At 59.7% G+C, this 24,325-nt stretch carries 25 protein-coding genes and 1 tRNA gene; 10 read left to right on the forward strand and 16 right to left on the reverse strand.

Annotated features, from left to right (window positions below; all coding sequences use genetic code 11):
• Positions 1–38: 38 nt before the first annotated feature.
• The 5 genes from glp to KUW67_RS01875 are packed head-to-tail and all read right to left on the reverse strand — an operon-like array spanning position 39 to position 4,095.
• Complete coding sequence (gene glp, locus KUW67_RS01855) at positions 39–1,211, reverse strand: gephyrin-like molybdotransferase Glp (RefSeq protein WP_224823560.1); 1,173 nt, start codon at positions 1,209–1,211, stop codon at positions 39–41.
• A complete protein-coding gene (gene moaC / locus KUW67_RS01860; RefSeq protein WP_224823561.1) occupies positions 1,208–1,681 on the reverse strand; it encodes a cyclic pyranopterin monophosphate synthase MoaC in 474 nt (157 codons plus the stop codon). Before moaC ends, glp begins: the two co-directional genes overlap by 4 nt.
• A 1-nt stretch (position 1,682) precedes the next feature.
• Positions 1,683–2,501, reverse strand: a complete 819-nt coding sequence (gene trpC, locus KUW67_RS01865) for an indole-3-glycerol phosphate synthase TrpC (RefSeq protein ID WP_224823562.1) — start codon at positions 2,499–2,501, stop codon at positions 1,683–1,685.
• Positions 2,498–3,517 carry an anthranilate phosphoribosyltransferase gene (trpD, locus tag KUW67_RS01870; RefSeq protein WP_224823563.1) on the reverse strand — a complete coding sequence of 340 codons (1,020 nt, stop codon included), beginning with the start codon at positions 3,515–3,517 and terminating at the stop codon, positions 2,498–2,500. The genes trpC and trpD overlap by 4 nt, the downstream gene beginning before the upstream one ends.
• On the reverse strand, positions 3,514–4,095 hold the full coding sequence (locus KUW67_RS01875) for an aminodeoxychorismate/anthranilate synthase component II (protein ID WP_224823564.1): 582 nt from the start codon (positions 4,093–4,095) through the stop codon (positions 3,514–3,516). Before KUW67_RS01875 ends, trpD begins: the two co-directional genes overlap by 4 nt.
• A gap of 149 nt (positions 4,096–4,244) precedes the next feature.
• Between KUW67_RS01875 and KUW67_RS01880 the strand changes: the two genes are divergently transcribed.
• Both KUW67_RS01880 and KUW67_RS01885 read left to right on the forward strand, forming a co-directional pair.
• Positions 4,245–5,747, forward strand: coding sequence for a divergent polysaccharide deacetylase family protein (locus tag KUW67_RS01880; RefSeq protein WP_224823565.1), 1,503 nt, complete (start codon positions 4,245–4,247; stop codon positions 5,745–5,747).
• Positions 5,748–5,804: 57 nt separating this feature from the next.
• A complete protein-coding gene (locus KUW67_RS01885) occupies positions 5,805–6,065 on the forward strand; it encodes a Rho termination factor (protein ID WP_224823566.1) in 261 nt (86 codons plus the stop codon).
• A 186-nt stretch (positions 6,066–6,251) separates the two neighbouring features.
• Here KUW67_RS01885 and trpE read toward each other — a convergent pair whose 3' ends face one another.
• The 6 genes from trpE to fabI are packed head-to-tail and all read right to left on the reverse strand — an operon-like array spanning position 6,252 to position 12,768.
• Complete coding sequence (trpE, locus tag KUW67_RS01890) at positions 6,252–7,757, reverse strand: anthranilate synthase component I (protein ID WP_224823567.1); 1,506 nt, start codon at positions 7,755–7,757, stop codon at positions 6,252–6,254.
• 14 nt (positions 7,758–7,771) lie between these two features.
• Positions 7,772–9,631, reverse strand: a complete 1,860-nt coding sequence (locus KUW67_RS01895; RefSeq protein ID WP_224823568.1) for a peptidylprolyl isomerase — start codon at positions 9,629–9,631, stop codon at positions 7,772–7,774.
• A 29-nt stretch (positions 9,632–9,660) separates the two neighbouring features.
• Positions 9,661–10,836, reverse strand: a complete 1,176-nt coding sequence (locus KUW67_RS01900) for an aminotransferase (RefSeq protein WP_224823569.1) — start codon at positions 10,834–10,836, stop codon at positions 9,661–9,663.
• The gene (gene gpt / locus KUW67_RS01905) at positions 10,833–11,339 is read right to left on the reverse strand and encodes a xanthine phosphoribosyltransferase (RefSeq protein ID WP_224823570.1); all 507 of its coding nucleotides are present in this window, start codon (positions 11,337–11,339) and stop codon (positions 10,833–10,835) included. The genes KUW67_RS01900 and gpt overlap by 4 nt, the downstream gene beginning before the upstream one ends.
• Positions 11,340–11,350: 11 nt before the next feature.
• Entirely contained in the window at positions 11,351–11,965 is a 615-nt protein-coding gene (locus KUW67_RS01910) for a LysE family transporter (protein WP_224823571.1), read from the reverse strand.
• Positions 11,962–12,768 (reverse strand): enoyl-ACP reductase FabI, encoded by an 807-nt coding sequence (fabI, locus tag KUW67_RS01915; RefSeq protein ID WP_224823572.1) that lies wholly within the window; start codon positions 12,766–12,768, stop codon positions 11,962–11,964. The genes KUW67_RS01910 and fabI overlap by 4 nt, the downstream gene beginning before the upstream one ends.
• 162 nt (positions 12,769–12,930) lie before the next feature.
• Between fabI and pdxH the strand changes: the two genes are divergently transcribed.
• From pdxH to KUW67_RS01935, 4 genes are all read left to right on the forward strand, one after another.
• Positions 12,931–13,545 (forward strand): pyridoxamine 5'-phosphate oxidase, encoded by a 615-nt coding sequence (pdxH, locus tag KUW67_RS01920; RefSeq protein WP_224823573.1) that lies wholly within the window; start codon positions 12,931–12,933, stop codon positions 13,543–13,545.
• Positions 13,546–13,648: 103 nt separating this feature from the next.
• On the forward strand, positions 13,649–14,188 hold the full coding sequence (locus KUW67_RS01925) for a cold-shock protein (RefSeq protein ID WP_370634869.1): 540 nt from the start codon (positions 13,649–13,651) through the stop codon (positions 14,186–14,188).
• On the forward strand, positions 14,164–14,643 hold the full coding sequence (locus KUW67_RS01930; RefSeq protein ID WP_224823575.1) for a DUF192 domain-containing protein: 480 nt from the start codon (positions 14,164–14,166) through the stop codon (positions 14,641–14,643). The genes KUW67_RS01925 and KUW67_RS01930 overlap by 25 nt, the downstream gene beginning before the upstream one ends.
• A 54-nt stretch (positions 14,644–14,697) precedes the next feature.
• Positions 14,698–14,774 (forward strand) — tRNA-Pro (locus tag KUW67_RS01935).
• Between the two features lie 78 nt (positions 14,775–14,852).
• Here the strand turns inward: KUW67_RS01935 and KUW67_RS01940 are convergent.
• The gene (locus KUW67_RS01940) at positions 14,853–15,122 is read right to left on the reverse strand and encodes a glycine zipper 2TM domain-containing protein (protein ID WP_224823576.1); all 270 of its coding nucleotides are present in this window, start codon (positions 15,120–15,122) and stop codon (positions 14,853–14,855) included.
• A gap of 74 nt (positions 15,123–15,196) precedes the next feature.
• Positions 15,197–15,670 (reverse strand): hypothetical protein, encoded by a 474-nt coding sequence (locus tag KUW67_RS01945; RefSeq protein WP_224823577.1) that lies wholly within the window; start codon positions 15,668–15,670, stop codon positions 15,197–15,199.
• A gap of 560 nt (positions 15,671–16,230) precedes the next feature.
• Between KUW67_RS01945 and KUW67_RS01950 the strand changes: the two genes are divergently transcribed.
• Positions 16,231–19,911, forward strand: coding sequence for a vitamin B12-dependent ribonucleotide reductase (locus KUW67_RS01950; RefSeq protein ID WP_224823578.1), 3,681 nt, complete (start codon positions 16,231–16,233; stop codon positions 19,909–19,911).
• A gap of 12 nt (positions 19,912–19,923) precedes the next feature.
• Positions 19,924–20,457, forward strand: a complete 534-nt coding sequence (locus KUW67_RS01955) for an ImmA/IrrE family metallo-endopeptidase (RefSeq protein WP_224823579.1) — start codon at positions 19,924–19,926, stop codon at positions 20,455–20,457.
• 332 nt (positions 20,458–20,789) lie between these two features.
• On the opposite strand, the gene KUW67_RS01960 is transcribed toward KUW67_RS01955, so the two are convergent.
• Positions 20,790–22,289 carry a malonyl-CoA synthase gene (locus KUW67_RS01960; protein ID WP_224823580.1) on the reverse strand — a complete coding sequence of 500 codons (1,500 nt, stop codon included), beginning with the start codon at positions 22,287–22,289 and terminating at the stop codon, positions 20,790–20,792.
• 63 nt (positions 22,290–22,352) lie between these two features.
• The gene (locus KUW67_RS01965; protein ID WP_224823581.1) at positions 22,353–22,862 is read right to left on the reverse strand and encodes an RNA polymerase sigma factor; all 510 of its coding nucleotides are present in this window, start codon (positions 22,860–22,862) and stop codon (positions 22,353–22,355) included.
• Between the two features lie 265 nt (positions 22,863–23,127).
• Here KUW67_RS01965 and KUW67_RS01970 point away from each other — a divergent pair, with 265 nt between their 5' ends.
• Positions 23,128–23,373: an EF-hand domain-containing protein gene (locus tag KUW67_RS01970; protein WP_224823582.1), complete on the forward strand. Its 246-nt coding sequence runs from the start codon at positions 23,128–23,130 to the stop codon at positions 23,371–23,373.
• A 160-nt stretch (positions 23,374–23,533) separates the two neighbouring features.
• Positions 23,534–23,716 (forward strand): hypothetical protein, encoded by a 183-nt coding sequence (locus KUW67_RS01975; protein WP_224823583.1) that lies wholly within the window; start codon positions 23,534–23,536, stop codon positions 23,714–23,716.
• Between the two features lie 18 nt (positions 23,717–23,734).
• On the opposite strand, the gene ilvN is transcribed toward KUW67_RS01975, so the two are convergent.
• Positions 23,735–24,298 (reverse strand): acetolactate synthase small subunit, encoded by a 564-nt coding sequence (gene ilvN, locus KUW67_RS01980; RefSeq protein WP_224823584.1) that lies wholly within the window; start codon positions 24,296–24,298, stop codon positions 23,735–23,737.
• Between the last annotated feature and the right edge of the window lie 27 nt (positions 24,299–24,325).

Consider the following 24,325-nt stretch of genomic DNA (forward strand, 5'->3'; position numbering starts at 1 on the left):
TCTAGAGATGTTCTTGTTTTGTGTCAATATGTTCCGTTTTAGAGCGGAAGATACGAGACATCCTCACCGATAGCGCGCGCAGGATCATCTATCGGGCGTACGATGAGGGCATTGGCATCGGCTAAGACAGTCAGTAAAGAGCTGTCCTGCCGGTCAAAAGCTGCAATACCATCAGCGGTCAATCGAGCGCGCATATAGTGTTCGCGCGATCCATTCTGGCTGAGCGGAGCGGTCAGTTTGGCATGTTTCAGAACTGGATCAGGCGTTGGCAAACCAAGCATCTTGCGGATCATTGGCAACATGAATAACTGCCCGCAAACCATTGCTGAAACAGGATTTCCCGGAAGGCCGAGCATTGCCACACCACCCAAGTGACCCGCCATCAGTGGCTTTCCGGGTCGCATGGCAATCTTGTAGAAAGCACGCTCCAAACCAAGTTCCGCTGCGACTTGGCCAACAAGATCGTGATCGCCGACAGATGCGCCCCCGATAGTCACGATCAGATCGCAACCTTGTGCCATCTCAAACGCCATCCGCAGGGAGCTTTCAGTATCCCGCGCGATTGGAAGCAGCCGGGGCAGACCCCCCGCAGCGGTGATCATGGCATGCAGCCCGAAGCAGTTTGATGCAATGATCTGATCGTCTGCCGGCGCATCGCCCGGCATGACCAGTTCGTCCCCTGTTGCAATGATCGCGACGCTTGGTTTGCAAGTGACAGGCACCTCTGCGAGGTTCATGGATGCCAGCAAGGCCAAGTCTGCCGGGCTAAGAACACGTGGGGCGGACAGAGTGTCACCGACAGCAAAATCGCCACCCGCAGCGCGGATAAAGTGATTTTTTTCCAGTCTATTAGAGAGCGTAATTGAAGTTCCGTTTGCGGTGACGTCTTCTTGGATCACCACGCGCGTCGCGCCCTCTGGTATCGGTGCACCGGTAAAGATGCGTGCGGCTTGGCCGGATGCGACAACACCGTCAAACGCATGGCCCGCCGCGGCTTCGCCGATCACAGTCAGCACGGCGCCCGGCTGTGCATCTTCAGCGCGCACCGCATAGCCATCCATCGCCGAGGCAGCGAAAGGGGGTTGGGCCCGTTTGGCGACGGCATCTGTTGCCAGAACCCGGCCAGACGCTTCAGTCAGGGGGACGATCTCAACACCTTTGGGCGCGACCAAAGCCAGAGTTTTCGCGCGCGCCTCGGCGACCGAAATCATGGGGCTGTATAGCGGCCCGATTTGCCGCCATCTTTGAACTGCAACGCGATGCCGCCGATTTCCATATCCTTTTGGACGGCCTTAACCATGTCATAGACTGTCAGCGCGGCGGTCGAGACTGCCGTGAGCGCCTCCATCTCGACGCCTGTCTGGCCGGTGGTTTTAACGGTCGCCTCGATGCGAATGCCGGGCAGGTCCGTATCAGGGGTCAGTTCCACCGCGACCTTGGTCACGGGCAGCGGATGACAGAGCGGGATCAGGTCAGCCGTGCGCTTGGCGCCGATGATCCCGGCAAGTCGCGCAACGCCCAAAACATCGCCCTTCTTTGCAGATCCTTTGGTAATTATATCAAGGGTTTCCGAGGTCATCTTAATGTGACCGACAGCGATTGCAGTGCGCGATGTAACTTCTTTTTCGGACACATCGACCATATGTGCATCGCCCTTGCCGTCAAAATGCGTCAACGCCATTCTACATCCCCCCGCCAGCCGAGGTCAGCGGTTCCGAGATCAAGGCGCGCGTGGCGGCTGCGACATCCTCCTGCCGCATCAGGCTTTCGCCGATCAGAAAGACCCGGGCACCGTACATGGCCATCTCCGCCAGCTCTTCGGGCGTGTTCAGCCCGCTTTCGCAGACAATCGTGCGGTCCGCGGGGACGAGTTTTGACAACCTCTTGGTCACTTCAAGAGAGGTCTCGAACGTCTTGAGATTACGATTATTTATCCCCATGAGGGGTGACTTCAAATGAGCTGCACGGGCCAGCTCAGCCTCGTCATGGACTTCCAGCAAAACATCCATATCGAGCGCCATGGCGGCGTCTTCCAACTCTGCAGCTTGAGCATCCGACACCGATGCCATGATGATCAAAATACAATCGGCATGCAGCGCGCGGGCTTCGACGACCTGATAGGGATCGTACATGAAATCCTTGCGCAGTGCGGGCAGACCGACTGCGCTACGCGCCTCGGTCAGAAACCGATCGGCCCCTTGGAAGGACGGTATGTCGGTCAGCACCGACAAGCAGGTCGCCCCGCCATCCTCATAGGCTTTTGCAAGCGCCTCGGGGTCGAAATCCTCACGGATCAAGCCTTTGGACGGCGAGGCTTTCTTGATCTCGGCGATCAGCCCATATCCCTCGCGTGACGCTTCTTGCAACGCTCGGGCAAAGCCACGGGGAACGGGGGCGTCATCCGCCAGTTTCTGCACATCTTCCAGCGACGTTTCGGCCTTGCGCGCGGCAACTTCTTCCAGCTTATAGGCTTTGATCTTATCGAGGATAGTCTCGGTCATGCCGCCTCCGATGTGAGTTTCGCCAGCGCCGCAACTTTTGATTTCGCCATCCCGCTGTCGATAGAACTTGACGCTAATTCAACCCCTTGCGGCAAAGAGCTCACCTTATCAGCGATCATCAAAGCGGCTGCCGCGTTCAGTAAAACCGCATCCCGGTAGGCGGATTTTTCGCCGTCAAGCAGCGCGCGGAACGCTACGGCGTTTTCTTCCGGCGAGCCACCTAGAAGGTCTTCGAACGAATGCACCGGCAAGCCGGCGTCCTCTGGATGTATTTCCCGTTCGGTCACAGTGCCATTTTCGAGGGCCGCCACATAGGAGACACCCGCGACTGAAAGCTCATCCGTGCCGTCGCCACCATGGACGAGCCAGGCTTTCTCGGCACCCAAAGCCGCCAATGTCTCGGCCATCGGGCGGATCAGATCGCGGCTGAACGCACCGGTCAATTGGCGTTTGACGCCTGCGGGGTTTGTCAAAGGGCCGAGGATGTTGAAGATCGTGCGTGTTCCCAATTCCGCGCGGGTCGGCATCACATGGCCGATAGCGGGGTGGTGCATCGGCGCCATCATGAAGCCGATCCCGATCTCGTTGATCGCGCGGCTGGCAACATCTGCGCCGACCATCACCTCGATGCCCATTTGACCCAGCGCGTCAGCCGCGCCTGATTTCGAGCTGAGATTGCGGTTACCGTGCTTGGCAACCGTGACGCCAGCGCCCGCCACGACAAACGCCGTCGCAGTGGAGATGTTCAAAGTGCCTTTACCATCGCCTCCTGTGCCAACGATATCCATCGCGCCGCTTGGTGCTTCAACAGGTGTGCATTTCGCGCGCATCACAGCAGCGGCTGCGGCGTATTCCTCGACGGTTTCGCCGCGTGTGCGCAGCGCCATCAGCAACCCGCCGATCTGGCTGGGCGTGGCGGCCCCGTCAAAGAGAATGGCGAACGCCTCTTCGGCTTCGGCTTTGCTCAAGGGACGGTCTGCAGCCGCCCCGATCAGAGGTTTCAACGCGTCGCTCATGCAGGTTCGCTCACGGTTTTCAGGAAGTTATTCAACAGCTTATGCCCATGTTCCGAGGCAATGGATTCGGGGTGAAACTGCACGCCGTGGATCGGCAGGTCGCGGTGTTGCAACCCCATGATTGTGCCATCCTCCAACTCTGCCGTGATCTCAAGACTGTCGGGCAGGGTCGCGCGATCCACCACAAGCGAGTGATAACGCGTCGCGTCAAACGGGCTGGGCAGCCCTTCAAATAACCCTGTGCCGGTGTGGCGCATCTGGCCCATCTTGCCATGCACAATCTCATGGCAACGTACCACTTGGCCGCCAAAGGCTTGCCCGATGGTCTGATGCCCCAGACATACCCCCATCAGTGGGGTGCGCGTTTCGGCGGCAGCCTCGGTCAAGGCCAGACAGATGCCCGCTTGCGATGGATCACACGGGCCCGGCGACAGCAAAATGGCGTCAGGCCGCATCCCCATCGCGTCCTGCACATCCAGCGCGTCATTGCGTTTGACGACCACATCTGCCCCCAACTCGCCCAGATAGTGGACAAGATTATAGGTAAAACTGTCATAGTTATCGATCAGCAGAAGCATCGCACACGGCTTTCGGGATTTGGGGCTGGGCAGCCCCGTCAAGGTCGCGGTATACATGCGGGAAGCAGCGCGGGAAGGTCAAGGCCAGACCGCGTCGCCGGGCGAAGGAAGAACCTTTGCTCGCGAGAGGACGACGAGGAGCGGCAGCCTTGGGACGCGGGATATTCTTTGGTTTCATCTGGGGCGGACTGGTGTCGGTGCTGGGCCTGTCTGTGGCCTCAATCGTTGGTGAAGGTCCGACAGAGCGGGCGACGGCCACAGAGCCTGCGACTCAGCAAGAGGTCCCACCGAAAAGCGCTGAACCGCCCGCAACCGCCCCTGCGCCCGAGCCGATGGGCGTCGATCAGCCGGAAGCGCCCGTCGCCGACACCAGCCCCGCAGCCTTGCCCGAAACAGGTGGCACGGTGGCAGAGCCGGACACACCCGAGGTTGTCGATGACGTCGTCGGCGATGTGACGGGGGAAGAGCCGGTCCTGCCCAGCCCGCAAGCCATGGCCCCTCAGGTCAGCGATGGCGAAGAGGCGCCTGAGGTCGTCACAGAAACCCCGGCCGAGACCCCGATTGAGACCCCTACTGAGCAGGAGACGTCTTCAGAAGAGCCGACCGAAGGGGAGACATCCGAGGATGCAGCGCCCGTCGTGATTTCTGAAGCTCCTCAAGCGCCCGTCGCGCCACAGCAAGACAGCGTTGAGACCACTCAGCCCGATCTGGAAGCTGGCAGCGAGGCCGCGTCAGAGCAGCCCGCGGAAGACGCGTCCGACATGGCCGAAGACCCGACAGCCCAAGAGGGCGCCCCGGCACCGCGGATCGCGTTGCAAGGGGAGCAGGGCAGTTCTGTCGGGCAGCCTGTTGGTACCTTGAGCGACCGCGCCGAGAATGTTGAGACCGGGCGCTTGCCGACCATTACCGCCGACACGCCCGACGCGTCTGCGACTGACGACGCCGCCACAGCTGACGCGGCTGAGACGCCCACCGCCGATCCCGATGCCCCCCCGCTTGAGCGCTTCGCCGCCGCGTGGGACAACCCCGAAAGCCGTCCGCTCATGTCGATCCTTCTGATTGACGATGGCTCCAGCCCGATCGGGGCCGATGCGTTGCGCTCTTTTCCCTATCCGATCACTTTCGCGGTGCCTGCTACGGCCCCTGATGCCGCCCAAATGATGGCGAAGTACCGCGCCGAAGGCTTTGAAGTGCTCGCTCTTGCCGATCTGCCCGAAGGTGCTGCGCCCAGTGATATTGAAGTTGCGCTGGATGCGTCGCTCTCGGCCGTGCCGGAAGCTGCGGGCGTGCTGATCGCCCAAGACGTGCCCGGTGGCCGCCAAGGCACCGAGCAGATCATCGACCGTCTGGGCCGATCTGGCCACGGTTTGGTAACAGCCAGCACTGGCCTCAATTCTACCGCACAACTGGCCGACAGCACAGGCTTTCCGGCGGCCAACATCTTTGACGACATGGACAGCGAAGGGCAGACGCCCACGGTGATCCGCCGCTTTCTGGACAACGCGGCTTTCCGCGCCGCCCAAGGCGAAGAGGTGATCATGATGGGCCGCATTCGGCCCGACACGATCTCGGCGCTTCTGCTCTGGGGGCTCAGCGACCGGGCAGGGCGCGTGGCGCTTGTGCCGGTCTCTGCCGTGCTGACGGCTGACTAGCCAAGGAACCAAACGAAGGGCGAGGCGTTGAACACGCTCTTGTTCAAGGAGCCCGCAATGGCAAAATCCCACGGTTCATCCATCAAAGACGACGACACCTACGAAGCACTGCGCGACAAAGGCTATGACAAGTCCAAAGCGGCCGCGATCGCCAATGCCCAAGCCAATGACGAGATGTCCCCATCAAAGAAAGGCGGTAAGGCTCCCCCCTATGAAGAATGGACAAAAGACGAGCTGATCGCGCGCGCAGGCGAGCTTGATATCGAAGGCCGCTGGGACATGACGAAGGCCGAGTTGATCAAAGCCCTTCGCGACTGAAAATATAGTGATATCGCATCCCACCGGCGCCGCATCACCCTTTCGCTTTTTCAAAATATCCTGGGGGTCCGGGGGCAAAGCCCCCGGCTACCGCGCTTTGGCAAAGCCAATGCGCCCACAGCTTTCCACTGCATAATCCGCCAATCGCATGACCGGCTTTCAATCTCAGAAACGCGCGAACAGTCTTTAGCTGTTTGATCCCGTAAACCGCGTCGCCCCGGCCGCTGCCTTGCGGATCGCCTGAGATTTATGGACCGTTTCCATATACTCCGCCTCAGGATCGCTGTCATAGACAACCCCGCCGCCTGCCTGAATATAGAGCTTTTCGTCCTTCACCAGTGCGGTGCGCAGGGCGATGCACATATCCATGTCGCCATTGGCTGCGAAATACCCGCAACCACCGCCATAAACGCCGCGCTTTTCGGGCTCCAGCTCGTCAATAATCTCCATCGCGCGGACCTTCGGTGCGCCAGATACCGTGCCTGCGGGCAAGCCAGACAGCAATGCGGACAAAGCATCCTGATCCTCCGACAACTCGCCCACAACATTCGAAACGATATGCATCACGTGGCTATATCGCTCGACGATGAATTGCTCTGTCGGGCGAACAGTCCCGATCTTGGACACTTTCGCCGTGTCATTCCGGCCCAGATCCAGCAGCATCAAGTGCTCGGCCAGCTCTTTCTGATCTGCCATCAGGTCGGCCTCCAGTGCGCGATCCTCATCGGGCGTCGCTCCGCGCGGGCGCGTGCCGGCGATGGGGCGGATCGTGACCTCATTGCCAAAGACGCGCACCAGGATTTCGGGGCTTGCCCCGATCACCTGAAAGCCGCCAAAATTGAAGTAGAACATGAAAGGCGACGGGTTCGTGCGCCGCAAAGACCGATAGAGCGCAAAGGGCGGCTGCTTGTAGCTTTGCGTCCAGCGCTGCGAGGGAACCACCTGAAAGATATCGCCCGCGCGAATGTACTCCTTGGCGGCCTCAACGGCATCTTTATAGCCGTCGCGCGTGAAGTTCGACACCGACTCCGGATCGTCTTGCGCCTCGCCCAAAGAGCGATCCAGCGGCACCGGGCGCTCCATCTCGCGGACGGCGTCCATCACACGCTCTGCCGCTTGCGCATACGCCGCTTTGGCCGATTGCCCTTCGGTGACCCAGGCAGGGGAGACGACCGTCACTTCGCCTTTCACACCGTCCAGAACGGCCACGACCGTGGGGCGCAGCAAAATGGCATCCGGCACACCCAGCGGGTCGGGGTTCACATTTGGCAAATGCTCTACCAGGCGGATCATGTCATAGCCCAGATAGCCAAAAAGCCCTGCCGCCGAGGCGGGCAAGTCGTCCGGCATCTCGATCCGGCTTTCCGCGATCACCGCGCGAAGCGTATCCAGCGGATGACCTTCCAGCGTTTCAAACGCATCTGCGTCGATCTTGGCGGTGCGGTTCAGCCGACTGGTCTTGCCATCGCAGGCCCAGATCAGATCGGGCTTCATCCCGACAATCGAATAGCGCCCGCGCACCTCGCCTCCCGTGACGCTTTCCAGCATGAAGCTGTCCTTGCGGGCCCCTGCGAGCTTGAGCATCAGCGACACGGGCGTGTCCAGATCAGCAGCAAGCCGCGTGTAGACCACTTGCGGTTTGCCCGCAGCATAGCCCGCCTCAAACGCGGCAAAATCAGGGGTCAGTGTCACTGAGCGCGCACCTTCTACATTCCGCCGCGGCCAGCGCTGAAGCTGGCATTGACGGCATCCAGCGCGCGCTGGTCAATCTCGATCCCGGCACGCGACTGCACGTCCACAGCAAAGGCACCCAAAATATCGCGTCCGATGCCATCTTCCAGCTGCCGCTCCAGTGAACGGCTCAACAGATCTCCATCCTCTGCCTCGGGATCTGGCGGGGCGATGCGGTCAAGACGCACCAGATAAACCTGCGGACCCGCGCTGATGACCGAGCGTTCGCCAAGCTCCAGCTCGAACACCGACTCGATAAAGCGGCGCGGCAGCCCTTCGATGAAATCCTGCCGGGTGATGTCCGTCTCTATCGTGGCGGTCAGCCCTTCGGTGGCCAAATCGCCCACCTCGCTCAGACGTTCGGCAATCTCATTGGCCTGTTCGCGCAACATGCGGTTCACGGTCCGCTCGCGCCACAGCGCGATCACCTCGCCCCGCACGTCGTCCAAGGGCTGCAGGGTAGGCGGGATCACCTCGTCGAGACGCAAGGCGACAATGCCGCCATCTTCCAGCGGGATCACTTCGGGGAAGTCATCGGCTGTCACCGCCTCGGCTGCTGCGCGGAACCCTTCATAGGCCGCTGTCGCCTCTGTGCTTTCGTCGCTGAAATTCATCTGGTTCAGCGTCATTTCCGTGTCATTGGCCACGTCTTCCAATGTCGCACCGGCGGCAAGCATATCGTCGATCTCTTGCGCCTGAACTTCGATCAGGCGCCGTGCGCGGTCCAGCGCCAGTTCCGTGCCCAGATCGTCGCGCGCCTCTTCAAACGAGGTTTCCTGCGCGGCCAAAATGGCGTTCATCCGGAACAAGGCAGGGCCCAGATCGCTGGGCAGGGGGCCGACAACGCCGGGTTCCTCCAACGCGAAAACCGCGTCCGAGGCGTCACCAAGTGCGCCTTCGACCACGTCGCTCAGATCAATATCGGTGAGGGTCAGGCCACGCTCGGCCACCAGTTCTGAAAAACTGATCGAGCCACTGTCAAGCCGCGCCTTCGCCGCCTCTGCATCCTCTTGGCTGCCAAAGACCAAGCGTTCGACCAAGCGCCGCTCAGGGCGATTGAACTCTGCCTGACGCTCATCGTAAAGCGCGCGTAGGGCGTCGTCGCTGATCTCGACCGTATCGAGAAGCATGTCTGGGGTCAGCAGAGTGTAGGTGATCGCCTTGGACGCTGGTGCCGTGAACGCATCGGGGTTGTCGTCATAGATGCCTTCTATATCCGCTTGCGTGGGTGTCGGCACGGGAGTGGTCAGATCATCCTCGGTCAACAAAGCCCAAGTAAAGCTGCGTCGCTCACCGTAGAAATTGGCCAGCGCACGTCCGTAGGAGGCCGGAAGCCGCACGGCGCCCGCCATGCCGGTCTGCAGCAAGGTGCGCGCACTGTCATCACGCAGGCTTTCCTCGAACTCAGCCTCGTTCAGGCCCGAACGGTCCAGCGTGAATGCATAAGCTTCGCGGTCGAACTGACCGTTTACGCCCTGAAAGGCCGGGATCTGCATCAGCTGATTGCGCACTTCGGCGTCGCCCACCGAAAGACCCATGATCCGGGCCTCGTGATCGACAGCGGCTTGGCTAACCAGACGCGACAGAACCGATTGGGTCAAACCAAACTGCTCGGCCTGCTCGAACGTTATCGGCTGACCGGTCTGCGCCTGCAAGGCACGCAGTTCTGATTGAACCTCATTGACGTAATTGTTCACCGTGATCGGTTCTTCGCCGACCTTGCCCACCGTGCGGATTGTTCCGCTGAGGTTGGTGGCTCCGAAGCCCGCCAGACCGATGATCAGCAGGACCAGAATGATCCAGACGAAAATGTTTGATGACTTGCCTTTGGCCATGAGGCCCTCCCTACCGCTCGCAGGCTTGTTTAGGCGGTTGGGCGGTGGGCGGCAAGCCTGTCAAACAGGGTCGTGATGCCGTCCGCGTCGATATTTGCAAAGGCGATGCGCAGTTGCGCTTTTCCGGCCTCTGATCCTTCCGGTTGGAACATGGTTCCGGGCAGGCACAGGATGCCGGATTGCCGGACCAAATCTTGCGCCAACGCGTCCGAGGGCTGGTCGAATGGATGCTGGATATAGGCGAAATACGCGCCCACACCGAGCAGGGCCCAACCTTGCGCTGTCAGCTTGGGCATGTTCGCTTCAATCGCCGCGCGCCTCATCAGGATTTCGCGGCGTTCCCCGGCAAGCCAATCGCCCAGATTGCGCATTCCCCAAAGAGCGGCGCGTTGGCCCAGCTGGTTCGGGCAGATCGTGACCGTGTCGAGGAACTTTTCGACCTCGGCCAGACGGTTTGGGCTGGTCAGGATCGCCCCCACACGGTGCCCGGTCAGCCGGTAGGCCTTGGAAAAGCTGTAAAGCTGGATCAGCGTGTCGTCCCATCCGGCATCCTGAAACAGCGTATGCGGTGCGCCGCTCTGGCTGTGAAAGTCGCGATAGGTTTCATCGACGATCAGCGCAATGCCGTGCGCCCGCGCCAAATCGCGGAAAGCTGTCATCAACGCTGCGGGGTATTCAACGCCTGCGGGATTGTTCGGCGTGACCAGCGCAATCGCTTTGGTGCGCGGTGTGATCAGCGCTTCCGCAGCCTCTGGGTCGGGCAGCAAATCCGGGCCGGTTTCCAGTGGGACGGCTTTGACGCCCGCCATATCCAGCCACATTTTGTGATTGAAATACCATGGGGTTGGAAGAAGAACTTCATCTTCTTCAGCGCAAAGCGTTGCAATTGCTGCGGCAAAAGCCTGATTGCAGCCCGACGTGATCGCGACATTCTCCGCCCGGATCGCACCGCCATAGCTCTCAGAAAATTGCGCGGCGACCTCGCCCCGTAGGTCAGACAACCCCAAAACCGGACCATAAAGATGCGCGGCCGGATCGCTCAGCACGATCTGGGCCATCGCCTCCAACATCGGCGGGGGCGGTGGATCAACCGGGGCCGCTTGGCTGACGTTCAGCAGCGGTTGATTGTCGGGAAAGCTCACCCCTTCAAGCCAGCGCCGCGCCTCCATCACGGGGGGCGAGAAGGTGGCTTCGGTGCGGCTCATGCATCCGTGCCGCGATAAGGCTCCACATATTGCAGGGCCATGTCCCACGGGAAGAAAATCCATGTATCCTGCGACACTTCGGTGATGAAGGTATCCACCATCGGCACGCCTTTCGGCTTGGCATAAACGGTGGCGAAATGTGCGTTTGGATAATGCTTGCGCACCAGTTCCAGCGTCTTGCCGCTATCGACCAGATCATCGAGGATCAGAATGCCCGTGCCGTCGCCCATCAGATCGGAATCCGGCGCTTTTAGAACGACCGCATCGGTCTGCTCTTGATTATTGTAGCTCTTCACGCTGATCGTATCGACAACGCGGACATCCAGCTCCCGTGCCACAATCATGGCCGGTGCCATACCGCCCCGCGTGATTGCAACAATCGCGCGCCACGCGCCGTCATCAGGTCCGCGCCCATCCAGCCGCCACGCCAAAGCGCGGCTGTCGCGGTGAATTTGGTCCCAGGCGATGTGAAAACCCTTCTCATGGGGCAAGCGGTCGGTCATGGCAGCGATCCTTACGTCAGAGCGATTTTAAGGCCGAAAAACGCGATCAAACCGCCGAACAGACGGTCGATAGAGGCTTTCAGGCGCATATAGGCAGCGCGGGCCTGCGTGATTGAAAACGCGCGGGCCACGAAAATATACCAGAGAGTTTCATTGATGAAGATCAGCGCGAGCAAGGCGATCAGCGTCGGCAGGGGCGTGCCAGAAGGCACCAGCCCGATAAACACGGCCCCGAAAAAGATGGCGGGTTTCGGGTTCGCCAGCTGGGTCATAAGCCCCAAGCGGATGGCAGAGGCCATCGAGCGGGGCGGGGCGTCTGCCTCGACCTCGGCCAAAGGCTCGGCTGCGTGGCGCCACATCATCAAGGCGATGAAGCACAAGAACAAACCCCCGCCGACTTTCAAAACGGTCAAAAGAACCGGTGCAATCTCGAACAGCAAAGCCAGACCCGCCAGCGCGGCGATGGCCCAGATCGTGGCTCCAAGACCTAAGCCGACAGCCAGCGCCGAGGCCACCTTGAACCCTTCGGACGCCGCCGTTTTGACACAGACCACAAAAGACGGCCCCGGGCTCATCGCTGCGGCCAAATGGATCAGAACGACCGAAAGGAATGCCGCCGCCGTCACGACTTGGACATATCCGGCGCGTCCACGGCTTTCATGCCGACCACATGATAGCCCGCATCCACATGCAGGTTCTCGCCCGTCACACCCGATCCCAGATCGGACAGCAGATAGAGCGCCGATTTGCCAACATCATCGGTGGTCACATTGCGGCGCAGCGGCGAGTTATATTCGTTCCACTTCATGATATAGCGGAAATCGCCAATGCCCGATGCTGCCAGTGTCTTGATCGGCCCGGCAGAGATCGCATTCACCCGAATGCCGTCCTTGCCCAGATCTTCGGCCAGATAGCGCACTGAAGCCTCCAAAGCGGCCTTGGCGACACCCATTACATTATAATGCGGCATCACACGTTCGGCCCCGTAGTAAGTGAGCGTCAGGCAAGACCCGCCTTCGTTCATCAGCTTTTCGGCCCGCTGCACCACTGCGGTGAAGGAGTAGACCGAGATGTCCATAGACATGGCGAAGTTGTCGCGCGACGTGTCCACATAGCGCCCGCGTAGCTCGTTCTTGTCAGAGAACCCGATGGCGTGGACCAGAAAGTCCAGCTTGCCCCATTTCTCTTCCAGCGATGCAAACAACTCATCTATCGACGCTTCATCCGAAACATCGCAGGGCAGCACCGTATCGCTGCCCAATGACGCGGCCAGCGGCTCGACCCGTTTTTTCAGCGCGTCGCCTTGATACGAGAAGGCCAATTCGGCGCCCGCATCGGCGCAGGCTTTCGCGATACCCCACGCAATGGATTTGTCATTGGCGAGCCCCATGATCAGCCCGCGTTTTCCTTGCATGAGATTTGTCGACATCCCGTGTCCCTTTGATCTTTTGTTATGTGCAAACCGTTTAGGCCAAGCGGTGGGCTGCATCAAGGCTCTGCTTGGCGCGGGGTCATCGGCTGTTTTTCGCTGGGGTGGGGTTGCCTTGGCAAGCCAGACACGTATCCCTGCGGTCAGAGAATGAGGGAAACAATGTCGGACACTAGCAAACGTACCGGTATATTCGCCGGTGATGATCCGTTCGCGCTGGCGCAAAGCTGGCTGAATGAGGCCGAAAAGACCGAACCCAATGACCCCAATGCGATCGCGCTGGCCACTGTCGACCCTGACGGTTTGCCGAATGTGCGCATGGTGCTGCTGAAGGAAATTGAAGCGGATGCTTTCGTTTTCTACACCAACTACAATGGCAGGAAAGCACAAGAGATCGACGCTTCAGGCAAAGCCGCGTTCGTGCTGCATTCCAAAACACAGCATCGCCAGATACGCGTTCGTGGGATCGTTGAGAAAGAAGACGGCCCCAAGGCCGATGAGTACTACGCCTCGCGCTCGCTCAAGTCGCGGCTCGGGGCCTGGGCCTCGCGCCAGTCAGAGCCGTTGTCCTCGCGCAGCGCGCTGATGGCCGAAGTTGCGAAGGTCACCGCGCAACACGGAACCGCGCCATCGCGGCCTCCGTTTTGGGGGGGCTTTCGGATTTTTCCGTTAGAGATCGAGTTCTGGGCGGATGGCGAGTTTCGGTTGCATGACCGCTTCCGATGGTGCCGTCCTACGGTTGAAAACCCGTGGAATATTACACGTTTAAACCCGTAAATTTCACGTCACACGAATGACAGGCCTATGAATTTCCATTGTTTTTGGCCTTGAACAGGTCCATGCTTAGCGCATAGACATTAATATAGCACACTTGCCAGGAATGGCCTCAATGTCAGATCAACGCGAAGACGCCACACCCGTGGTGCAAGGTGTTGTTAAGTGGTTTGATCCTGCAAAGGGATTTGGTTTCATTCTTTCAGATGCCGGTGGTCCGGATATTCTGATCCACGCCAACGTTCTTCGGAACTATGGACAAAGCTCGGTTGCCGATGGCTCCGAAATAGAAGTGCATGTCCAGCACACAGACCGCGGGGTGCAGGCCACCGAGGTCATCACGATCCGTGCCCCCGAAGGCACGGTCAAAGCGCCGCTGGAGGATTTCCAGCATTTCAATGAGGCTGAGCTCAAGGATATTCCTTGGCAGCCCGCGCGCGTCAAATGGTTCGACAAAGCCAAGGGCTTTGGGTTTGCAAATGCCTTCGGCAGCGCCGAAGATGTGTTTGTGCATGTCGAGGTCCTGCGTTTGTCCGGGCTGGCCGATTTGCAACCCGGCGAAGCGATTGCGATGCGCGTGGTCGACGGACGCCGTGGCAAGATGGCCGCAGAGGTTGTTGCATGGGACGTCATAAGCCGCTCCTGATCGCTCTTTTTTTCACATTCGTTGCTGGGATGGCCCATGGAGCCTGCCAGAACGACGCTGTGGATTTAAAAGGCGACTGGGGGCAGGCGCGTTTCGTGATCGAAGTGGCTGACGAGCCGGAAGAACGCGGGCGCGGCCTGATGTTTGTCGAAGAGATGCCGATGATGGCGGGAATGCTCTTTGTCTATGAACGCCCGCAGACCGCGTCCTTCTGGATGCGCAATACGCTCATCCCGCTTGATATGATCTTTGCCGATATCAGCGGCACCGTGCAGCATGTTCACGCCAATGCGATCCCCCACGACGAAACGCCGATTCTGGGCGGTGACAACATCTATGCTGTGCTTGAGGTAAACGGGGGTATGGCCGAACGCCTCGGCATTGTTCCCGGGACCGTCATGCGCCACCCTGCTTTTGCTGCTCAAGAGGCCGCGTGGCCTTGTGCTGCCGAATAACGCGCGCTGGGGCTTTTCTTTTCCGATTTGTCCGCTTAGAGACTGCGCAGAGTTCGGGGCGTAGCGCAGCCTGGTAGCGCGACGGTTTTGGGTACCGTAGGTCGCAAGTTCGAATCTTGCCGTCCCGACCATTTCGCCCACAGTCTGATGTCATACGAAAAAACGGCCCGCACAAGGCAGGCCGTTTCGCTCAAACGTATGGATTAAGGTTAGCCGCAGCTGGCTACATAGCGTGTGCCGTCTGCGCGTTGATAGACGCAATCGCCACCTTGGCTGCGGCCTACATATGTTCCGGCGGCAGCACCGGCAGCCGCGCCAACAACACCACCGACAACAGCGCCTTCCAGCCGGTCATCCTCGGCCGACACCGACGAGCCGATAGCGGCACCTGCGGCAGCACCGGCAAGGGCACTTTGTTCAGGCGTTTCACAAGCTGCAAGAGCGGCGATCAGGGGCAGGGCGAGCAATGCTTTCTTCATGGGAACCTCCGTTGATTACGGTGGTTCAACGCGAGGTCTCCCTATCGGTTCCCTAAAAGTACCCGGGCAAGGCGTTACTCCGCCGGCGCTGCGATCATCGTGCCACCCGCTGCCGTGAAAATCTGCCGAATATCGCGCGCGCGACGACGGTCTGGCGTTTTGATACGCAGCTCTCCGCCATCCATTTGCGGCACGCGGATATAAGCCTCGTTGCGCACGATGTAGCCATTCGGACGGGTTTCGGTATCAAAGGCGATCACGTATTTGGGCAGGTCTTCGATTGTGCCGTCATACCCCAGAATCAGCGCGGCAGCAGAAGGCGGGTCCGGCAGAACCTCGCAACGTAATGTGCCGGGGTCTTCCCGCACCAGGACGTCGCCAGGGCCATTACAGGCCTCGCCCGCGGCCGAGAAAAGCAGCGTCGGAAACTCATTGAAGAATGCGACCTGATCCAGATCGCTCTGAACCGTGCCGCCCCCAGATATAGGGGTCTGGCTGCATCCAGCAACAATCAGTGGGAAGGCGAGGAGAAGAGCGAAACGATGCATGATTTCTTCAGTGTCCCTGAGAATCGGTCCCGTTACCAGCGACATCGAAGGTCAGAATCGGCATTCCTGTCACATCCCTGTCATGCGCCGCGCGTAAACGACGCGGCTGGCCGAAAAAGCGTCCGGTTGTCGTCCTGCAGGGTCAGCAAAGGGCCTAAACCTTTGGTGTTTCACAGGCATTTGCTTTTATGCACAGAGATGCCCCGATCCTTATCCCCAGAAGGTTTACGTTGAGTGAATCACTTTGCCCTTGGGGGAGGGGCAAACATGCTCTGCGTCAACCGGGAAAAAAACCTAAAAACAATAAAAATTCCGTTGACCGTCTAGGGCTAAATACGCCACCTTGTGCTGGCGGGTCAGATAGCCACTACATTTAGTGTCGCCAAGGCACAGCGGCAGACCAGCGAGGGACGGACATCATTCCACACGCGTTCTTTCAGAACGAGGGGCAATCGCGTCAGCGAGGGTCAGGGTCTTACTTTCGCTTTTGGCCCGCGAGGCAACATTGTCGGGCAACGTCCCGGCCACAAAACGCAACACGCTTTACGAGGCACGGACCAATGAAGATTGAACGCAAGTTTACACGCGACACCAACGACGCTTACGCCGATCTGGAGTTTGTGACGACCACGTCCGAAATCCGGAACCCGGACGGCACTGTCGTCTTTCATCTGGCCGATCTGGAAGTGCCCGCAAGCTGGAGCCAAGTGGCCAGTGACGTGATCGCGCAGAAGTATTTCCGCAAGGCAGGCGTCGCCGCCGTCCTCAAGAAGGTCAAGGAAAAGGGTGTGCCCGAGTTCCTGTGGAAATCCGTGCCCGACGACAAAGCCCTCGCCAAACTGCCCGAAGATGCGCGTTTCGTGGGCGAAACCTCCGCCAAGCAGGTGTTCGACCGTCTGGCCGGTGCATGGACATACTGGGGCTGGAAAGGTGGCTACTTTACCTCTGAGTCCGACGCCAAAGCCTATTATGACGAGATGCGCCACATGCTGGCGACCCAGCGTGCCGCGCCGAACTCCCCGCAGTGGTTCAACACTGGCCTGCATTGGGCATATGGCATCGACGGCCCCAGCCAGGGCCACCACTATGTCGACTATAAAACCGGCAAGCTGACGAAATCGGACTCAGCGTACGAGCACCCGCAGCCGCATGCGTGCTTCATCCAGTCCTGCGCCGACGACCTGGTCAACGATGGCGGCATCATGGACCTGTGGGTCCGCGAAGCGCGTCTGTTCAAGTATGGCTCCGGCACTGGCACGAACTTCTCCTCGCTGCGTGCGGCGGGCGAAAGCCTGTCCGGTGGTGGCAAATCCTCGGGCCTCATGGGTTTCCTGAAAATCGGTGACCGCGCAGCCGGTGCGATCAAATCCGGCGGCACCACACGCCGCGCGGCCAAGATGGTGATCGTCGATGCCGACCACCCCGATATCGAAGAGTTCATCAACTGGAAGGTGCTGGAAGAGCAGAAAGTGGCGTCCATCGTCGCGGGCTCCAAGATGCACGAAGAAAAGCTGAACGCGCTGTTTGCCGCGATCAAGGCCTGGGACGGTAAAGAAGAAGACGCCTACGACCCCAAGGTGAACGAGAGCCTGAAAGAGGCTGTCAAGGCGGCGAAAAAAGTCGCGATCCCCGAGACTTACGTCAAGCGCGTGCTGGACTATGCCAAGCAGGGCCACACCAGCATCGAATTCCCGACCTACGATACGGATTGGGATAGCGAAGCCTATAACTCGGTCTCGGGCCAGAACTCCAACAACTCGATCCGCGTCACCGATGCGTTCCTGAAAGCGGTCGAAGAAGACGGCACATGGGACCTCATCAACCGTAAGGACGGCAAGGTCCACAAGACCGTGCAAGCCCGCGATCTGTGGGAGCAGGTCGGCCACGCCGCCTGGGCCTGTGCCGATCCCGGCATCCAGTACCACGATACGGTTAATGCGTGGCACACATGCCCCGAAGACGGCGAGATTCGCGGCTCCAACCCGTGTTCCGAGTATATGTTCCTCGACGATACGGCCTGTAACCTCGCCTCAATGAACCTGCTGACCTTCTATAAGGACGGTGAGTTTGCGGCAGATGACTACATGCACGCCACGCGCCTGTGGACGGTCACGCTGGAAATCTCGGTGATGATGGCGCAGTTCCCGTCCAAGGAAATCGCGCAGCGCTCCTATGACTTCCGCACGCTGGGTCTGGGCTATGCCAACATCGGCGGCCTGCTGATGAATATGGGTCTGGGCTATGACAGCGACGAAGGCCGCGCCATGTGCGGTGCGCTGACAGCGATCATGACGGGCGTGTCTTATGCGACTTCCGCCGAAATCGCAGGTGAGCTGGGCCCGTTCCCGGGCTACAAGAAGAATGCCGATCACATGCTGCGGGTCATCCGCAACCACCGTGCGGCCGCCTATTCTTCGGACAGCTACGAAGACCTCGCGATCAAGCCGCTGCCGCTGGATCACGCCAACTGCCCCGACGCGCGCCTGGTCGATCTGGCCAAGCAAAGCTGGGACGAGGCACTGGAGCTGGGCGAAAAGCACGGCTACCGCAACGCCCAAGCCACGGTCATCGCACCCACCGGCACCATCGGTCTGGTCATGGATTGCGACACCACGGGTATCGAGCCTGACTTCGCGCTGGTGAAGTTCAAAAAGCTGGCCGGTGGCGGTTACTTCAAGATCATCAACCGCTCGGTCCCCGGCGCGCTTGAAAAGCTGGGTTATTCCTCCAGCCAGATCGAAGAGATCGTCAGCTATGCCGTTGGTCACGCCTCCTTGGGCAACGCACCCGGCATCAACCACACCTCGCTGGTCGGTCACGGGTTTGGCCCCAATGAGCTGGCGAAAGTGGACGGCGCTCTGGCCTCGGCCTTCGACATCCGCTTTGTCTTCAACCAGTGGACGCTGGGTGAAGAGTTCTGCACCAACGTCCTTGGCATCCCCGCCGAGAAGCTGAACGACCCGACCTTTGACCTGCTGCGTCACCTTGGCTTCTCGAAAGCCGATATCGACGCCGCCAACGATCACGTCTGTGGGACCATGACGCTGGAAGGTGCCCCGCACCTGAAAGAAGAGCATTACGTGGTCTTCGATTGTGCCAATCCGTGCGGCAAGAAGGGCAAGCGGTTCCTGTCTGTCGACAGCCACATCTACATGATGGCCGCCGCGCAGTCGTTCATCTCGGGCGCGATCTCCAAGACGATCAACATGCCCAATGATGCCACGATCGAGGACTGCCAGAAGGCCTATGAGCTGAGCTGGTCGCTGGGTGTGAAGGCCAACGCGCTTTATCGTGACGGCTCGAAACTCTCGCAGCCTCTGGCCGCCGCCCTCGTGGAAGACGACGAAGACGCAGCTGAGGTTCTCGAAAGCGGCTCGATCACCGAAAAGGCTACTGTTTTGGCCGAGAAGATCGTCGAGAAGGTCGTCGTCAAAGAGATCATCAAATCGCACCGCGAGAAGATGCCAGAGCGCCGCAAAGGCTACACTCAGAAAGCCATCGTCGGTGGCCATAAGGTCTATCTGCGCACGGGCGAGTATGAGGACGGCCAGTTGGGCGAGATCTTCATCGATATGCACAAGGAAGGTGCGGGCTTCCGCGCGATGATGAACAACTTCGCCATCGCCGTGTCCGTCGGTCTTCAATACGGTGTGCCGCTGGAAGAGTTCGTGGATGCCTTCACCTTCACCAAGTTTGAGCCAGCGGGCATGGTGCAGGGCAATGACAGCATCAAGAACGCAACCTCGATCCTCGACTATATCTTCCGCGAGTTGGCCGTGTCCTATCTGGACCGCACCGATCTGGCCCATGTGAAGCCCGAAGGCGCGTCCTTCGACGATCTGGGCCGCGGCGAGGAAGAGCGCAACATCGCAGAAGTCAGCGATACCGCAGCGTCCAAGTCCCTCGAGGTGCTGAAACAAATCAGCTCCACCGGCTACCTGCGCAAGCGCGTCCCGCAAGAGCTGGTTGTCCTGCAGGGCGGGGCCGCGGGGGCCGTGGCGCTGGACGGATCGGTCGATCCGGTTGCGACGCTGCAAACACTGGTGCCGGAAGTGGCCCAGTCGGTAACGACCACGACGACGGCCATTTCGTCGGGCACCGTCCAGATGGACGCGCGCGCGAAGGCCAAGATGCAGGGCTATGAGGGGGACCCGTGCGGCGAGTGCGGCAACTACACCCTCGTGCGCAACGGCACCTGCATGAAGTGCAATACCTGCGGCGCCACCTCCGGGTGTAGCTAAGGAGCTAAAAACATGAGAACTTTTAAACAGCTCTTTGCCACCGTTAGGGAACGAGCAAATGGTGATCAAAGAAAGGCAATGAGAGACTTTAACTTCTCTCAGCGCCTTGATGGCAAAGCTAAATCAGTGAAGGAACTTGCTGAGAATCTTGGCTTTTCTGTAACGCTAGTGTCTCTACGTCGAGGTATCTCTGGACGGTTGGTACAAGATCCATTCTCGGACAACGGATACGAGATTCAGGTCAACAAAAATCAATCCAAGGAAGCGATGCGATGGACGGTCTTGCACGAAATGGGGCACTTCTTTCTGCACTCTGATCGCTCAGACCCTCTTGCTGACCCACTCTATTTGGATCGGTCTGATGAGGCTTTCTATGTCGATCAGAAACAAGAGGCAGAGGCTAACCACTTCGCTGCTGTCTTGCTTTTCGGCGACGGCAGTTTGGAAGCAGCGGTAAGCCTACATGGAAAAGATATCCGAAAACTCGCGAGGGTTTTTGGCGTATCTGAAAAGACTATTGAGATTGCCTTGAAGCAATTTCTTTAGCATCCGGGGCGGGTGCGCTCGCCCCTGACGACGCTCAGGCCGCAGGCAGAAACCGGGCGGTACACCAGAATGAGCCTGAGTGGCGAGACTTACAGGGGGGCCTTTATGGCTCCCCTTTTTTCTTAGCGTCTCGGTAAAGCCAAAGCGCGTCGGAGCAGCACCCGTCTTGCTGTGCGACGAGATGAGAGCGCATGGCAAATTGCGCGGCTACCTCATGGCAAGCCAACCCGCGCCCCGGATTTGATCCGGGGCCTTGTGCCAGTTCTGGGAGGTCCCGGATCAGGTTCGGGACGGGGCCACCGCTCGGATCAGGAGCGCGGTCAAACCTTGCCTCAGGACTTGGTGTAAATCTCCCGCAGGACATTCTTCTGCACTTTGCCCATCGTATTGCGGGGCAGGGCGTCCACCAGGACAATCTCGCGCGGGTGTTTGAACCGGGCCAACCGGTCTACGCAAACCGCATTCAGCGCCTCAACATCCAGCCGACCGTCGGCTACCACCACCGCTAGCACACGTTCTCCGAAATCGGCATCCGGCACGCCGATCACTGCGCTCTCCACAACACCGGGCTGCGCGTCCAGCACCTGTTCGATCTCTTTGGGGTAAATGTTGTAGCCGCCCGAGATGATCAGATCCTTATTACGCCCGACGATCTGCACATAGCCCTGCGTATCAATCAGCCCCAGATCGCCCGTGATGAAGAACCCATCCGCGCGCAGCTCCTCCGCCGTCTTCTCGGGCATCTGCCAATATCCCATAAAGACGTTCGGCCCGCGCACTTCGATCTGACCGATCTCGCCCTCCGGCAGCGTGTCACCCGTCGCGGGATCGGTGACTTTCAGTTCGACATCCGGCAAGGGCGGGCCCACGGTGCCTGCGATCCGCAGACCCTCATAAGGGTTTGACGTGTTCATATTCGTCTCCGTCATCCCGTAGCGTTCGAGAATACGGTGGCCGGTGCGGGCCTCGAACGCGTCATGGGTGCTGGCCAGAAGCGGGGCGGACCCTGAGATGAACACGCGCATATGCGCGGTCAGATCGCGAGTGAAGGCGGGAGCGTCCAGCAGCCGCGTATAGAAGGTCGGCACGCCCATCATTGCCGTGGCGCGGGGTAGGTGCGCGATCATCGTGTCGGTGTCGAATTTCGGCAGCAGGATCATGGCACCACCGGCAAGAAGGGTGATGTTCGTGGCCACGAAAAGCCCATGGGTGTGGAAGATCGGCAGCGCGTGGAGCAGCACATCGTCCGATGTGAAACGCCACAACTCGGTCAGCGTCTGCGCATTGCTCAGCAAATTGCGCTGGCCCAGCATCGCCCCTTTGGAGCGCCCGGTCGTGCCGGATGTGTAAAGCAGCGCGGCCAGATCATCTTCGGTCCGCGCGACTGTGTCGAATTCGGGGGACTGGTCCGCCGCGAGATCCGCCAGGCGTCCTGTGGCCTCGGCTGAGAGCGTCAAAAGCTGTGCGCCTGCGGCATCGGCCATCGGGGTCAGTATGTCCGCGTTTTTGGGATCACAGACAAAAACCCGCGCGCCGCTGTTTTCCACGAAATAGCCCAGCTCGGTCCCCGTATAGGCGGTGTTGAGCGGCAAGAAGACCGCGCCGGCCTGCACGCAACCTGCATACAGCGCCAGAGCATCCGCCGATTTGGCAACTTGCACGGCGACCCGGTCACCCGGGTCAACACCGTTTTGCACCAGGGCATGGGCGAATTGCGCGGCGCGCGCCACGAACGCCCGATGCGTCCAGATAGCCCCGTCCGGCAAGATCAGAAAAGGGGTCTCGGCATCGGCATGGCGGCCGAAAAGCGCATCGTAAAGCGGGTTCGTCATCGGGCAGGGTCCTTGCGCATCTTGGATGCGTTTTGCGATGCCCGCCTGCGCGCGTAAAGGGGCCTAGCCGTCGCGGGGCGCGATTAACGCGGCCACGGCGGTGCCATCGGGCAAGTCCAACCGATCGCGCAGATGCGCGCGCGCCCGCGCCAGCTTGGACATGACCGTGCCAGCAGGCATGTCCAGCCGTGCCGCAATCCGGGCATAGCTTTCGCCTTCCAAGGCGAATGCCCGCAAGATGCGCGCCTGATCGGCGGGCAGGGCGCTTAACGCGTCCTCTACGTCGCGCAACATCAAACGGTCTTCGGCCTGACCTGGGGCGGCTAGCTCCACCTCGCTTTCCTCGGCTTTCTCGGCCGGCCGCCGCAGCCGGTTGCGCAAAGCCGCGTGTAGATAAGGGCGCAAGTCTTCGATTGGTCCGCGCGCCCGACACCGGCGTAATGTGCTCAGCAGAACGTCCTGCACAACATCTTCGGCCTCTTGCGCGTCGCGTCCGATATGGCGCGCGAGGCGCACGAGATCTGGCGTCAGCGCGGCCATATCCCGTTCGAACTTGGTGTGATGCATATTCATAGCACTCTCCCTTGAGCGGTCTGGAATGCTATAAGTGGCCGTCTGCACCTGCTCTGCAAGCTGGGGGATTCCCGCCAAATCAGGGGAAAACGCCTTTTTGCGCAAGCGCTCGCCCATTGCCATGCAGCAGATCGGCAAGCCCTCGCGCGCAGGCCCCAATCGCTGCAGAGCCTCGGAATAAACATCGCTCCACGCGCTTTATCCCCATGAAGGCGCAACAACACACGCCCTTCATGACCAAGATGCAAACAAAGGAGTTTTGCAGATGAAAACCATGACCCTGACACTGGCCGGCCTGACCGCGCTTGCACTTTCCACCACGGCATTCGCCAACACCGAAATCGACACAGACGGTGACGGCGTGATGAGCATGGAAGAGCTGCAGGCCGCTTATCCGACACTCAGCGAAGACCTCTTTGCGGCGATGGACGCCAACGGCGACGGCTCGATTGATGCCGACGAGTTCAAAGCTGCACAGGACGCTGCCGTGCTTCCCGTGACGGACGGCTAACCCCTCCCCGTCGGACCGGTCCTCGATTGCCTCTTGCGGGGGCCGGTCTTTTCCTTGCGGTTTGATCCACCGCAAAGCGTGCTGCCCCGGCGCGCATTAACGAAGGTTAACAATTGGTAAACGCCGATTGGTAACGAGTTAAATGAAGGGGATAATTTCAATGAAACGTTTTGTTCTGATCGGCTTTTGCGCTCTGAGCCTTCTGGCCGCGCCGGTTTCTGCTGCCGTCATCTTGAGCCTTGAAGTCGGTCTTGCGCAGGCCGAGCATGGTGGCGGATGTCGCAAGCATTCACCGCAAGGCCAGTGCTGCCATGCGGGTTCCAAACCTTATCACTGTCACTAAAACGCCGTTTTGCAGCGCTCACTCGTTTCCACGAGAGAGCGCAGCTACCCCGGTTCGCGCGACTTCCTGTAAGCCCAAAGGCCGCATCAGATCAGCAAACGCGTCGATCTTTTCAGGCGCGCCGGTGATCTCGAACACGAAACTTTCCAACGTGCTGTCCACCACATTGGCACGAAAAATCTCGGCCAGACGCAGCGCCTCGATGCGCTTGTCGCCGGTGCCTGCAACCTTGAACATCGCCAATTCGCGTTCCACTGCGGGGCCTTCGACAGTCAGGTCATTGACCTGATGCACAGATACGATCCGCCCCAACTGCGCCTTGATCTGCTCGATCACCTGAGGCGTCCCGGTCGTCACGATCGTGATGCGCGACAGATGCCCTTCATGATCCACTTCGGCCACGGTCAGGCTTTCGATATTATACCCACGCCCCGAAAACAGCCCGATCACGCGGGCCAGCACCCCGGGTTCGTTTTCCACGATGACGGCGAGCGTATGTCGTTCCTGCACATCGCTAAAAGTGGGGCGTAGGTTATAAGCGGAATGGCTCGTAGAGCCTTTTTTGATCTTGAGTGGGGACATATCCGTCGTCCTAATCAGAGAAAGACC

The sequence above is a fragment of the Cognatishimia sp. MH4019 genome (assembly GCF_020177595.1).
GTDB lineage: Bacteria > Pseudomonadota > Alphaproteobacteria > Rhodobacterales > Rhodobacteraceae > JAHTBL01.